At 68.1% G+C, this 11,595-nt stretch carries 13 protein-coding genes; 6 read left to right on the top strand and 7 right to left on the bottom strand.

The window, feature by feature from the left end; translation table 11 throughout:
- Window positions 1-37 precede the first annotated feature (37 nt).
- From ACRDPS_RS02360 to ACRDPS_RS02350, 3 genes are all read right to left on the bottom strand, one after another.
- Window positions 38-616 carry a hypothetical protein gene (locus ACRDPS_RS02360; protein WP_431500011.1) on the bottom strand — a complete coding sequence of 193 codons (579 nt, stop codon included), beginning with the start codon at window positions 614-616 and terminating at the stop codon, window positions 38-40.
- The gene (locus ACRDPS_RS02355) at window positions 594-1,031 is read right to left on the bottom strand and encodes a helix-turn-helix domain-containing protein (protein WP_431500010.1); all 438 of its coding nucleotides are present in this window, start codon (window positions 1,029-1,031) and stop codon (window positions 594-596) included. Before ACRDPS_RS02355 ends, ACRDPS_RS02360 begins: the two co-directional genes overlap by 23 nt.
- 140 nt (window positions 1,032-1,171) lie before the next feature.
- Complete coding sequence (locus ACRDPS_RS02350; protein WP_431500009.1) at window positions 1,172-2,128, bottom strand: asparaginase; 957 nt, start codon at window positions 2,126-2,128, stop codon at window positions 1,172-1,174.
- Window positions 2,129-2,156: 28 nt separating this feature from the next.
- Here ACRDPS_RS02350 and ACRDPS_RS02345 point away from each other — a divergent pair, with 28 nt between their 5' ends.
- Window positions 2,157-3,092: a sulfite exporter TauE/SafE family protein gene (locus ACRDPS_RS02345; RefSeq protein ID WP_431500008.1), complete on the top strand. Its 936-nt coding sequence runs from the start codon at window positions 2,157-2,159 to the stop codon at window positions 3,090-3,092.
- A 212-nt stretch (window positions 3,093-3,304) separates the two neighbouring features.
- On the opposite strand, the gene ACRDPS_RS02340 is transcribed toward ACRDPS_RS02345, so the two are convergent.
- The gene (locus ACRDPS_RS02340) at window positions 3,305-4,687 is read right to left on the bottom strand and encodes a sugar nucleotide-binding protein (protein ID WP_431500012.1); all 1,383 of its coding nucleotides are present in this window, start codon (window positions 4,685-4,687) and stop codon (window positions 3,305-3,307) included.
- A 14-nt stretch (window positions 4,688-4,701) separates the two neighbouring features.
- Window positions 4,702-5,700 (bottom strand): dTDP-glucose 4,6-dehydratase, encoded by a 999-nt coding sequence (gene rfbB / locus ACRDPS_RS02335; RefSeq protein WP_431500007.1) that lies wholly within the window; start codon window positions 5,698-5,700, stop codon window positions 4,702-4,704.
- 94 nt (window positions 5,701-5,794) lie between these two features.
- Here rfbB and rfbA point away from each other — a divergent pair, with 94 nt between their 5' ends.
- Window positions 5,795-6,667, top strand: coding sequence for a glucose-1-phosphate thymidylyltransferase RfbA (rfbA, locus tag ACRDPS_RS02330; RefSeq protein WP_431500006.1), 873 nt, complete (start codon window positions 5,795-5,797; stop codon window positions 6,665-6,667).
- A 4-nt stretch (window positions 6,668-6,671) separates the two neighbouring features.
- On the opposite strand, the gene ACRDPS_RS02325 is transcribed toward rfbA, so the two are convergent.
- Together ACRDPS_RS02325 and ACRDPS_RS02320 are read right to left on the bottom strand one after the other, a co-directional pair.
- The gene (locus tag ACRDPS_RS02325; protein WP_431500005.1) at window positions 6,672-7,037 is read right to left on the bottom strand and encodes a phosphomannose isomerase type II C-terminal cupin domain; all 366 of its coding nucleotides are present in this window, start codon (window positions 7,035-7,037) and stop codon (window positions 6,672-6,674) included.
- Window positions 7,038-7,209: 172 nt separating this feature from the next.
- A complete protein-coding gene (locus ACRDPS_RS02320; protein WP_431500004.1) occupies window positions 7,210-8,376 on the bottom strand; it encodes a nucleotide sugar dehydrogenase in 1,167 nt (388 codons plus the stop codon).
- 90 nt (window positions 8,377-8,466) lie between these two features.
- Between ACRDPS_RS02320 and ACRDPS_RS02315 the strand changes: the two genes are divergently transcribed.
- The 4 genes from ACRDPS_RS02315 to ACRDPS_RS02300 all read left to right on the top strand — a co-directional run.
- Window positions 8,467-8,754: a helix-turn-helix domain-containing protein gene (locus ACRDPS_RS02315; RefSeq protein WP_431500003.1), complete on the top strand. Its 288-nt coding sequence runs from the start codon at window positions 8,467-8,469 to the stop codon at window positions 8,752-8,754.
- A gap of 9 nt (window positions 8,755-8,763) precedes the next feature.
- On the top strand, window positions 8,764-9,615 hold the full coding sequence (locus tag ACRDPS_RS02310) for a HipA N-terminal domain-containing protein (RefSeq protein WP_431500002.1): 852 nt from the start codon (window positions 8,764-8,766) through the stop codon (window positions 9,613-9,615).
- A gap of 155 nt (window positions 9,616-9,770) precedes the next feature.
- Complete coding sequence (gene cysD, locus ACRDPS_RS02305) at window positions 9,771-10,685, top strand: sulfate adenylyltransferase subunit CysD (protein ID WP_431500001.1); 915 nt, start codon at window positions 9,771-9,773, stop codon at window positions 10,683-10,685.
- A partial coding sequence (locus tag ACRDPS_RS02300; protein WP_431500000.1) for a sulfate adenylyltransferase subunit 1 occupies window positions 10,685-11,595 on the top strand: 911 nt, incomplete at its 3' end. The genes cysD and ACRDPS_RS02300, both read left to right, overlap by 1 nt.

The following is an 11,595-nucleotide window of genomic DNA, read 5'->3' as shown; positions in this document are numbered from 1 at the left end:
GCTCGAAAGAGCGGGCCGCCTTCTTGTTCGACCTGGATCAGGCCTTGGTGTCCTTGGCCGGAGCCTTCTTCGCCGGGGCCTTCTTGGCCGGAGCCTTCTTGGCGGGGGCCTTGGCGGCCTCAGCCGGAGCCTCGGTGGTCGCGGCCGGGGCCTTGGCGGCCTTGGCGGTCTCGGCCGGAGCCTTGGGGGTCTCGGCCGGGGTCTCGGACTTCTTGAGCTTCGCTACGAAGGTCTCACCGCGGGTGGCGAGCTTGTCGTAGGTGCCCGTGGCGCTGCCGGTGGTCTCGTCGAGCTTGGCCTTGACGGTGGTCTTGACCTTCTCGGGGAGCACGGCGTACTGCTCCTTGGCCAGGGCCGGGAGCGCCTTCGGGTCGAAGCCGGTCACGGTGGTCCTGGCGGCGGTGGCCCGCTCGGTCGCCTGGGTCCGGTAGGTGGTGGCGCGCTCGGTGACCTTGCTGCGGGCGTCGGTCAGCTTGGTGGTCGCGTCGGAGCGGTAGCCGTCGACCCTCTTCTGAACGTCGGTGGCGTAGCTCTTCACGGTCTCGTAGGCGAGGTCCGCGACGCCGGCGACGGCGTTGAGGGGCTTGGTGGTCTCAATCTTGGGCAGGGTGGGCATCTGGGTTCTCCTCAGGATGGGGTTCTTCTTCGGTGGCGGCCATCGGGTCGTCACTGACACGACTGTTGAGAGCAAGGAACGAGTGGTAGACGTCGAGAAGCGAGTGCTTCTGCCTCTCGGTCAGGCTGGGGTCGGCCAGGACCGCCAGCTCCACAGATCCCCCGACATTGGAGTCAGGGCTGAGGATCCCGGCGCGGACGTAGACCTGCTCCGCGGAGATGCGCAGCGCCTTGGCGATCTGTTGGAGGACCTCAGCCGATGGCTTGCGCAGACCGCGCTCGATCTGGCTGAGGTAGGGGTTGGACACACCTGCCTGGTCGGCGAGCTGGCGCAGAGACATCTCAGCCGAGACCCTCTGCTCCTTCAGATACTCACCGAGCGAGCCGACCGCACTTGTGACCTTGCTCTTGACCATGGCTCCAGTGTGCTAACAATTGCTAGCAAACACAAGTCCTGGGCAACGAAAGTGGCACACATCACCCACTAGTTGCAGTATCAACAGGCGTAAACCCCCGGCCGTACGCCGCTCCGACCGCGCTAGCGGACCGCTAGCAATCACAGCAGCGCCCGGATCTCCCCCACCCGGCGCCCACCGCCGTGGATCGGCGACTCCCCCGTCGCCCGCAGGGCCGCGGCATCGACACCGTCCAGCTCGCCGACACCGTCGCGCAGCAGCGCGGCCGCCATCACGACCGGGCGCGCCCGGTCACCGCCGTCGTCGGTCTTCAGCGCCCAGGCACGGCCGTCGGGCAGCGCGACGGCGTAGACCGCCTCGGCGCCCAGCTTGCCGATCAGCCCGGGTACGGCCCGGTGCAGTGCCACCTCGTCGCGGGTCGTCCCCGAGACGTGCTCAGGGTGCGACCGCATCGCCGCGGCCACCCTTGCGGCCGGCCCGTCGACCGCGGTGGCGATCGTCGCGAACGCCCGTGCCAGCCCGGTCAGTGACGTCGAGAGAGCCGGCGCTCCGCAGCCGTCGACGGTGACGTACGCCGCCTCGCCGGTGCACGCCTCGAAGACCTCCTGCACAGCCTCCTGAAGCGGGTGCGTCGGATCCAGGTAGCCCTCGAGCGGCCAGCCGGCGGCCACACAGGTGGCCAGCATCGCGGCGTGCTTGCCGGAGCAGTTCATCGCCAGCCGGGTCTTCGGCTCCCCTCGGCGAAGGGCCTCCTCGCGTTCGGCCGCGCCGAAGGGGTGGTCCTCGATGTTTCCCAGCGCGGACTCGTCCAGGCCGGCAACGGTGAGGATGCGACGTACGCCTTCTTGATGGAAGTGCTCCCCCGAGTGGGAGGCACACGCGAGGGCGAGCAGGTCCGGGGGCAGATCGAGGCCGAGGATGACCATCGCGAGCGCCTGGACCGGCTTGGTCGAGGAGCGGGGCAGGATCGCCGAGTCGACGTCGCCGATCGACCATCCCACCGCGCCGTCGGCGGCCAGGGAGACGACGGATCCGTAATGGTGTCCCTCGACGAAGTCGGAGCGGATGATCTCGGCGAACGGCACAGGTGCTGGCATGGCTGGGAGACTATGTGAGAGTTGCTGCGTGTTCGGCGACCTCCTCACCCAAGACGCACTCAGCGTGCTCGTGGTCAGCTTCGGGATCGGCATCGTCGTCGGCCTGACCGGCATGGGCGGTGGCGCCCTGATGACCCCGGCACTGATCTTCCTCGGCGTCCCCCCGACGACCGCGGTGGCCAACGACCTCGTCGCGGCCTCGGTGAACAAGTCGGTAGGGGCCGCCGTCCACTGGCGGCACGGCTCGCCCAACATCCGGCTGGCGACGTACCTGATCATCGGCTCGGTGCCGTTCGCGTTCCTGGGCACGTTCGTCCACAAGCTCGCGCCGGGCGATACCGACCACTTCCTCAAGCTCATCCTCGGTGGCGCCCTGCTGTTCGCCGCCGCGTCCTACATGTTCCGGATGTACCTCCAGCTGCGCCTGGTCACCGGCGGCAACGAGGCTCCCCAGGACGATCCCGACCTGAAGCCGCTGGTGACCATGTTCATCGGCGCCGTCGGCGGCCTCCTGGTCGGCGTCACCTCCGTCGGCTCCGGCTCGGTCATCATGATCGCGCTGCTGCTGGTCTACCCGACGCTCTCCGCGGTCAAGCTGGTCGGCACCGACCTGGTCCAGGCGGTGCCGCTCGTGCTGGCCGCCGCGATCGGGCAGGTCATCAACCACGGCGTCGACTGGTCGGTACTCGTCCCGCTGATCCTCGGCGGCACCCCGGGCACCTTCCTCGGCTCCAAGATGGCCCGCTGGGTCTCCCAGTCGGTCATCCGTCGCGGCATCGTCATCATGCTGACCCTCTCCGGCGCCAAGATGCTCGGCGCCGACGCCACGTTCCTGCTGTTCCTGGGCGGCGCGATGCTGCTCCTGGGCCCGCTCATCTGGGGGTTCTTCCGCCAGACCCGCGGCCTGCCCGCCTTCGACAACAACGCCGCCGCCTGGCGCCTCCCGGATCGTACGAAGAAGTAGCCCCTCGCCGACCCGGCGCTAATGTCCCGGATTTCGGTGCCGAGTCGGCGCTAATGTCCCAGATCTCAGTGCCGAGTCGGCGCCCAAACTGGGACAGACGCGCCGACTCGGCGCCGTTTCTTGGGACAGACGCGCCGACTCGGCGCTGAATGTTGGGACAGTTGCGCCGACTCGGCACTGAAAGTTGGGACAGATGCGCCGAGTCGGCGGAACTAGGCCTTCAGGTAGCGGCGTAGGGCTTCGAGGTGGTCGTCGGGGGCGAAGCCGGTGGCCAACAGCTTGTCGAGGGACATCACCGAGTTGAGCGGGCGCGGCGCGACGTCGTCCTTGCCGGCGAAGTAGGCCTCGGTGGAGGTGGCGCCGACGTCGGCGGCCGCGCGACCGCTGAGCGCGAAGACCTCGGCGGCGATGTCGCGCCACGAGCACGGCGCACCGGTGTTGGTGCAGTTGTAGATCCCGTACGCAGCGCCTGACCGCAGCAGGTGAGCAGTGGCCGCGGCGAGCGTGTCGGTGAAGGTGAGCCGGCCGATCTGGTCGTCCACCACGGTGGGCGAGACACCCTTCTCAGCGAGACCGGCCATGGTCCGGACGAAGTTCTTCCCGTCCCCGACGACCCAGGAGGTGCGCAGGATGTAGTGGCGCGCGGTGCCGGCGACGGCGATGTCGCCGGCTGCTTTGGACTGGGCGTAGACGCCGAGCGGTGAGACCGGCTCGTCCTCGGTGTGCTCGGTGGCGGTGCCGTCGAAGACGTACTCGGTGGAGTAGTGCACCAGGGTCAGCCGGTGCTCGGTCGCGATCCGGGCGAGCCGCGCCGGCGCCGACGCGTTGGCCGCCCAGGCGGTGCGCCGGCCGTCGGCGGTCTCGGCGACGTCGACCGCGGTATAGGCGGCGGCGTTGAGGATGAGCCGGTAGTCGGCCCACGGCCAGGCCGCGACCGCCTTCTCGTCGGAGATGTCCAGCTCGTCGAGATCGACCGCGTCCGCCTCCGGGAAGACGGCGGCCAACGCGCGGCCGAGCTGGCCGTTGGAGCCGATGATCAGCGTCTTCTTCGGCTTCATCGGGGTCACCTCGGCCAGGCGTGGGTTGGCCCTGTCCTTCTCCGAGACCTCGGCGGAGTCCAGCGGGATCGGCCAGGCGATCGCGGCGGTCTCGTCGGCGAGGTTGAGCGCCGGGTAGGCGTATCCGGGACGCCAGTGGTCGTTGACCAGGTAGGAGTAGACGGTGCGGTCCTCCAGCGCCTGGTAGGAGTTGCCCACCCCACGCGGCACGAAGACGGCGGTCTCGGGCCCGATCTCGATGGAGAAGGTCGCCCCGAACGAGTCCCCTTCCCGCAGATCCACCCAGGCCGCGAAGACCCGGCCGGCGCCCACAGAGACGAACTTGTCCCACGGCTCGGCGTGGATGCCCCGGGTCGCGCCACGGGAGGCGTTGAAGGACATGTTGTTCTGCACCGGCCCGAAGTCGGGGAGCCCCAGATCCACCATCTTCTCCCGCTGCCAGTTCTCCTTGAACCAGCCGCGGGCGTCACCGTGCACGGGCAGATGGGCTACCAGCAGACCCGGGATCGGGGTCTGCTCGACGGTCAGAGCCGGCACGCGCTCAGGCACAGTCACTGCCCCTTCGCGGCGTACTTGGCTTCGGTCTCGTGCTTCAGCGGCGACCACCAGGCCTCGTTCTCCTGGTACCAGCCGATCGTCGCGGCCAGGCCCTTGTCGAAGTCCTGGTACTTCGGCTCCCAGCCGAGCTCGCTGCGCAGCTTGCCCGACTCGATGGCGTAGCGGCGGTCGTGTCCGGCGCGGTCCGTGACCCACTCGATGTCTTCCTCAGGACGCCCGAAGTGCCTCAGGATCGCGCGGACGACGTCGACGTTGGACTTCTCCCCGTCGGCGCCGATCAGGTAGGTCTCCCCGAACCGCCCCTTCTCCAGGATCGTCCAGACCGCCGAGGAGTGGTCCTCGGTGTGGATCCAGTCGCGCACGTTGAGCCCGTCGCCGTAGACGCGCGGGCGGCGACCCTCGATCACCTCGGTGATCTGGCGCGGGATGAACTTCTCGACGTGCTGCCAGGGGCCGTAGTTGTTGGAGCAGTTGGAGATCGTCGCGCGCACCCCGAAGGAACGCACCCAGGCGCGGACCAGGTGGTCGGAGCCGGCCTTGGTCGCCGAGTAGGGCGAGGAGGGCTGGTAGGGCGTGTCCTCGGTGAACCGCTTCGGGTCGTCAAGGTCCAGGTCGCCGTAGACCTCGTCGGTGGAGACGTGGTGGAACCGCACGTCGTGGCGACGGACCGCCTCGAGGAGGACGAAGGTGCCCATGATGTTGGTCTGGACGAACGGCGCCGGGTCCGAGAGGGAGTTGTCGTTGTGCGACTCGGCCGCGTAGTGCACCACCGCGTCCGACTCCGCCACCAGCGGCTCGACGACCGTGGCGTCCGAGATGTCGCCGACCACGAGCTTCACCCGGTCCTCCGGGAGCCCCGCCAAGGACGCCTCCGAGGAGGCATAGGTCAGCTTGTCGAGCACCGTGACGTACGCATCGGTGTTGGCCACGAGGTGGTGCACGAAGTTGGAGCCGATGAACCCGGCCCCACCGGTCACAAGAATCTGATCCACCGGCTTATCGTAGGCAGAATTAACCACCTGGTGGCGGCGGGGTCTCGGCGGGTTCCCCAGAACGTGCGGTGAACATCCGTAGGATCATCGGACCATGAAGGGCATCATCCTTGCCGGAGGCACCGGCTCACGTCTGCACCCGATCACTCTCGCGATCAGCAAGCAGCTGATGCCGATCTACGACAAGCCGATGATCTACTACCCGCTGACCACGCTGATGCTGGCCGGGATCCGCGACATCCTGGTGATCACGACGCCCCACGAGGCCTCCGGCTTCCACCGGCTCCTGGGCGACGGGAGCCATCTCGGCGTCAACATCAGCTACGCCGAGCAGCCCTCCCCCGACGGCCTCGCCCAGGCCTTCACGATCGGCGCCGACGTCGGCTTCCTCGACGGGTCCGACGACGGGGTGGGCCTGGTTCTCGGCGACAACATCTTCTACGGACCCGGCCTCGGCACCCAGCTGGCCCGCTTCAAGACGATCTCCGGTGGCGCCGTGTTCGGCTACCGCGTGGCCGACCCGAGGGCGTACGGCGTCGTCGAGTTCGACGAGAATCGCAAGGCCATCTCGCTCGAGGAGAAGCCCGAGAACCCGAAGAGCCCGTACGCCGTCCCCGGCCTCTACTTCTACGACAGCTCCGTCATCGAGCACGCCCGCAACCTCAAGCCGTCCGCGCGCGGAGAGCTCGAGATCACCGACCTCAACCGGATCTACCTCGAGGCCGGGACCCTCCAGGTCGAGGTGCTGCCGCGCGGCACCGCCTGGCTCGACACCGGCACCCTCGAGGACCTCAACGAGGCCGCCAACTTCATCCGCGCCATCGAGCACCGCCAGGGCACCAAGGTCGGCTCCCCCGAGGAGGTCGCCTGGCGGCAGGGTTGGCTCTCCGACGAGCAGCTCTCCGAGCTCGCCCAGCCGCTGCTGAAGAGCGGCTACGGGAAGTATCTGCTCGGACTGCTGGCCTAGGAGACTAGGCCGTTGCCGCCTGCTCGGCCCGGCCGAAGTCGTCCTCGAGGCGGACGATGTCGTCCTCGCCGGTATAGCCGCCGCGCTGGACCTCGATGATCGAGAGCGGCTCTTCGGTCTCGTTGCAGATCCGGTGGGCCTGGCCGACGGCGACGTCGACGGACTCGCCGGGACCGGCGATGGTGGTCACACCGTCGATCACGCAGGTCGCCTTGCCGTAGATGACGACCCAGTGCTCGGAGCGGTGATCGTGGGTCTGGTAGGAGAGGCGGCTGTTGGGCAGCACCTCGATCCGCTTCACCTTGTAGCCCGGACCGATGTCGATGACGTGCCACGAACCCCAGGGGCGGGTCTCGGAGTCACCAGCCATGATGTTGCCTCATTCCTAGACACTGAACAGAAGACCGCGACCCTAACTGTACGCAGCAGCGCACGGTCCATCGCGGGCCGATGTTCACCGGCCCGTTGCCCGCAGGTCGCCCACGGACGTACGTCCTCTGGTGGAGGAGCTCTGTTCTTGAGCGCCTCAGCGCACGAACAACTCAGTCCCGCCCATAGATGTCGCGCGTGTAGACCTTGTCGGCGACATCGGCGAGCACGTCGGTGCGCCGGTTGGCGATGATCACGTCGGCACGCTTCTTGAACTCCTCGAGGTCCTTGATGATCTCGGAGTGGAAGAACTCCCGCTCGTCGAGCTCGGGCTCGTAGATGACCACCTCGACGCCCTTGGCCTTGATCCGCTTCATCACACCCTGGATCGAGGACTCGCGGAAGTTGTCCGAGCCGGACTTCATGATCAGCCGGTAGACGCCGACGACCTTCGGCTCGCGGCGCAGCACGTCGGTGGCGACGAAGTCCTTGCGCGTGGTGTTGGCCTCGACGATCGCCGAGATGAGGTTCTGCGGGACGTCTTGGTAGTTGGCCTGCAGCTGCCTGGTGTCCTTCGGCAGGCAGTAGCCGCCATAGCCGAAGCTCGGGTTGTTGTAGTGCGAGCCGATCCGGGGGTCCAGGCCGACGCCCTCGATGATCTGGGTCGTGTTGAGGCCGTGGGTCGCGGCGTACGTGTCGAGCTCGTTGAAGTAGGCGACCCGCAGCGCGAGGTAGGTGTTGGCGAACAGCTTGATCGCCTCGGCCTCGGTGGCGCCGGTCATCAGGACCGGCACGTCGGGCTCGAGCGAGCCTTCGAGCAGCAGCTCGGCGAAGCCCTTCGCGGTCGGGGAGTCGTCACCGACGACGATGCGGGAGGGGTGCAGGTTGTCGTGGAGCGCGCGGCCCTCACGCAGGAACTCGGGGCTGAAGAAGAGTGTCGTCTCGGGGTGCTGGTCGCGCTTGGCGGTGATGTAGCCGACCGGGATCGTCGACTTCACCACGATCGCCGCCTCCGGCGCGTACGTCACCGCGTCGGCGATCACACTGTCGACGGTGGAGGTGTCGAAGTAGTTCGACGCCTCGTCGTAGTTCGTCGGGGTCGCGACGATGACGTACGCCGCGCCGGAGTAGGCGTCCTCCTTGTCGAGCGTCGCGCGCAGGCCGAGCGTCTTGGTGGCCAGGAAGCTGTTGATGTCGGGGTCCTCGATCGGGCTCAGCGCCTTGTTGACCAGGTCGACCCGCTCCTGGGAGATGTCCAGGACGACGACCTCGTGCTTCTGGGCGAGCAGGACCGCGAGGGACATCCCCACGTAGCCCACGCCGACAACGGTGATCTTCATGTTTGGACTGTAAGCAGCGGTTTGAGGCGGGTGACAGCACCCTCGCGGCACGATGTTCCCGTACGGGAACATACCGGTAGAGTGTTCACCGTGCCGTCGCCCTACCTGACCTCACCGGCCGCCTTCGGGTCGGCCGTGCGCGCGGCCCGGCGCCGTGCCGGCCTCACCCAGAGCGATCTCGCCCGGCGCGCCGGCGTCGGCCGGCGGTTCGTCGTCGACGTCGAGTCCGGCCATCCACGCGCCGAGCTCGGCAAGGCGCTCGCACTCCTGGAGGTCCTCGACGTCTACCTCGCGCCCGCGCAGCTGACCCCCATCGCCCCGCGGCTGGAGGACGTCGACCTCGACGCCGTTCTGGCCCACTGCCTGGTCGGCTCGTAGGCCTTCCTGATGCGAGAGCTGTACGCCTTCGCCGGCCGCCGCCGGATGGGCATCTTCCGCCAGGCCGGTGCCCGGGTCGACTTCACCTACGCCGAGACCGCCGGCCCCACGCCCATCTCGCTCTCGATGCCGCGCGCGGACCCGGCGGCGATCCCGGGAGCCGCCCGCGCCTGGTTGGACAACCTGCTCCCCGCCCGCGAGGACGTACGCCGCCGATGGGCCCGCGAGCGAGGCCTGCCGGACACCGAGCCGATGACGCTGCTCGCCTCCTACGGCGACGATCTCCCCGGCGCGGTATCGATCTCCGCCGACCCGGACCTCCCCTGGCGACGGGCACCGCATCCGGTCGAGGCCCACGTCCACGAGATCACCACCCGGCTCGCGGCCCTGCGCAACCAGCCCACCTCGTGGCTCGACCAGCGGGCGCGGCCGCGATTCTCGCTGGGGGGTCACCGTGGGAAGTTCGCGCTGCGACGGGCCTCGGGAAAGTGGTTCTGGCCGACGTACGAGCATCCCTCGACGCACATCCTGCGGCCGACGACTCCCGAGGAGGGCTCCGCCAAGATCGACGACCTGGACCGGGCCCGGTCACACGGGATCCCTGCCACCCGCTCCGAGCTGGTCACCTTCGGCGCCCAGCCGGCGCTCGTCGAGGAGCGCTGGGACCGGGTCGGCGGTGAACGCATCCACGCCGAGACGATCCGGCAGGCGCTGGGCCTTCACCCGGGAGACGACCTCGACCCCGGCGACGTACGGAATCTTTTCCTACGCCTCGATCACACGACGCAGCCGGCCGGCGACGCCGGCGGGATCGCCTTCCTGCTCGCCGGGAACCGGGTCGTTGTGGCGCCGCGCCACTAGCGCATCTCACCGTGCGAGTGGCGTCGCCGGAGACGGGACGACTGCTGCGTACACTCGAATCCTGCCCAGGCGGGGGTGGGACATTTCGCCGTGCCGTGGAAGCCGCCACTAGCATGGGCGCCTCAACCTGACGGAGAGGTCCTCTGGTTCCCGTAATGACTGCTACACACGCCGACTACCGGCTCAGCCAGCTCGACCAGCTGGAAGCCGAGTCGATCCACATCTTCCGCGAGGCCGCGGCAGAGTTCGAGAAGCCTGTCCTGATGTTCTCGGGCGGCAAGGACAGCATCACGATGCTGCGCCTTGCCGAGAAGGCCTTCTTCCCGGCCAAGATCCCGTTCCCGGTGCTCCAGATCGACAACGGTCTGGACTTCCCCGAGGTCGCCGAGACGCGAGACCGTTGGGTCAGCCGTCTGGGCGTACGCCTGGTGATCGCGAGCATCGACGACGCCATCGCTCGCGGCATCGTCGTCGAGGACGGCAAGACCTCGCGCAACCGGCTGCAGACGCCGACCCTGCTCAACGCGATCGAGGAGAACGGCTTCACCGCCGCCTTCGGTGGCGGTCGTCGCGACGAGGAGAAGGCCCGCGCCAAGGAGCGCGTCTACTCCCACCGCGACGAGTTCGGCCAGTGGGACCCGAAGATGCAGCGCCCCGAGCTCTGGTCGCTCTTCAACGGCCGCCTGCACGAGGGCGAGCACATGCGGGTCTTCCCGATCTCCAACTGGACCGAGCTGGACATCTGGGACTACATCGGCCGCGAGGGCATCGAGATCCCGCAGGTCTACTTCGCCCACCAGCGCCGTGTCTTCGAGCGCGACGGCATGCTGCTCACCGAGACCCCGCTCAACCCGCTGCGCGAGGGTGAGGTCGTCACCGAGCGCACCGTCCGCTACCGCACCTGCGGCGACATGACCCTGACCGGCTGCGTCGAGTCGACCGCCTCGACCATCCCCGAGATCATCGAGGAGGTCGCCGCCGCCCGGGTCACCGAGCGTGGCGCCACCCGCGGTGACGACAGGTTCTCCGAAGCCGCCATGGAAGACCGCAAGAAGGAGGGCTACTTCTGATGGCCATCACCACAGGAATGGACCTCCTCCGGTTCGCGACCGCGGGCTCGGTCGACGACGGCAAGTCCACACTCATCGGGCGACTGCTGTTCGACTCGAAGTCGATCTTCACCGACCAGATGGAGTCGGTCGAGAAGACCTCGCAGGACAAGGGCCACGGTTATGTGGACCTCTCGCTGCTAACCGACGGGCTCCGCTCCGAGCGCGAGCAGGGCATCACCATCGACGTGGCCTACCGCTACTTCGCGACGCCCAACCGCAAGTTCATCATCGCCGACACCCCCGGCCATGTGCAGTACACGCGCAACATGGTCACCGGCGCCTCCACCGCCGACCTCGGTCTGGTGCTGGTCGACGCGCGTCACGGTCTGACCGAGCAGTCGCGTCGTCACGCCGTGCTGCTCTCCCTGCTGCGCGTGCCGCACCTTGTGCTGTGCATCAACAAGATGGACCTCGTGGACTACTCCAAGGAGGTCTACGACAAGATCTCGGCCGAGTTCACCGCGTTCGCGACCAAGCTCAACATCCCGGACCTCGAGGTCATCCCGATCTCGGCGCTCCAGGGCGACAACGTGGTCACCCGCTCCACCAACATGGACTGGTACTCCGGCCCGACGCTGATCCACCACCTCGAGCACGTCCACGTCGCCTCCGACCGCGACCTGGTCGACGTACGGCTCCCGGTGCAGTACGTCGTACGGCCGAAGTCGGACGAGCACCACGACTACCGCGGCTACGCGGGTCAGATCGCCGGTGGCGTACTCAGGCCGGGCGACGAGGTCATGGTCCTTCCCTCCGGCATGACCAGCAAGATCGCCGGGATCGACCTGTTCGACAAGGAGATCCCCGAGGCGTTCCCGCCGATGTCGGTGACCGTACGCCTCGAGGACGACGTCGACGTCTCCCGCGG

This window comes from Nocardioides sp., from assembly GCF_050699375.1.
Taxonomy (GTDB): Bacteria; Actinomycetota; Actinomycetes; order Propionibacteriales; family Nocardioidaceae; genus Nocardioides.
The sequence above is the reverse complement of the archived record's forward strand: the minus strand, read 5'-3'. Positions and strand labels throughout refer to the sequence as shown.

What these genes read in the sequence shown, in the direction of transcription:
- ACRDPS_RS02310 (WP_431500002.1), top strand. Translation starts at nt 8,764, where the DNA reads ATGCGAGAGCTGTACGCCTTCGCCGGCCGCCGCCGGATGGGCATCTTC.
- ACRDPS_RS02355 (WP_431500010.1), bottom strand. Translation starts at nt 1,031, where the DNA reads ATGGTCAAGAGCAAGGTCACAAGTGCGGTCGGCTCGCTCGGTGAGTAT.
- cysD (WP_431500001.1), top strand. Translation starts at nt 9,771, where the DNA reads ATGACTGCTACACACGCCGACTACCGGCTCAGCCAGCTCGACCAGCTG.
- ACRDPS_RS02325 (WP_431500005.1), bottom strand. Translation starts at nt 7,037, where the DNA reads ATGGCTGGTGACTCCGAGACCCGCCCCTGGGGTTCGTGGCACGTCATC.
- ACRDPS_RS02320 (WP_431500004.1), bottom strand. Translation starts at nt 8,376, where the DNA reads ATGAAGATCACCGTTGTCGGCGTGGGCTACGTGGGGATGTCCCTCGCG.
- ACRDPS_RS02350 (WP_431500009.1), bottom strand. Translation starts at nt 2,128, where the DNA reads ATGCCAGCACCTGTGCCGTTCGCCGAGATCATCCGCTCCGACTTCGTC.
- rfbA (WP_431500006.1), top strand. Translation starts at nt 5,795, where the DNA reads ATGAAGGGCATCATCCTTGCCGGAGGCACCGGCTCACGTCTGCACCCG.
- ACRDPS_RS02360 (WP_431500011.1), bottom strand. Translation starts at nt 616, where the DNA reads ATGCCCACCCTGCCCAAGATTGAGACCACCAAGCCCCTCAACGCCGTC.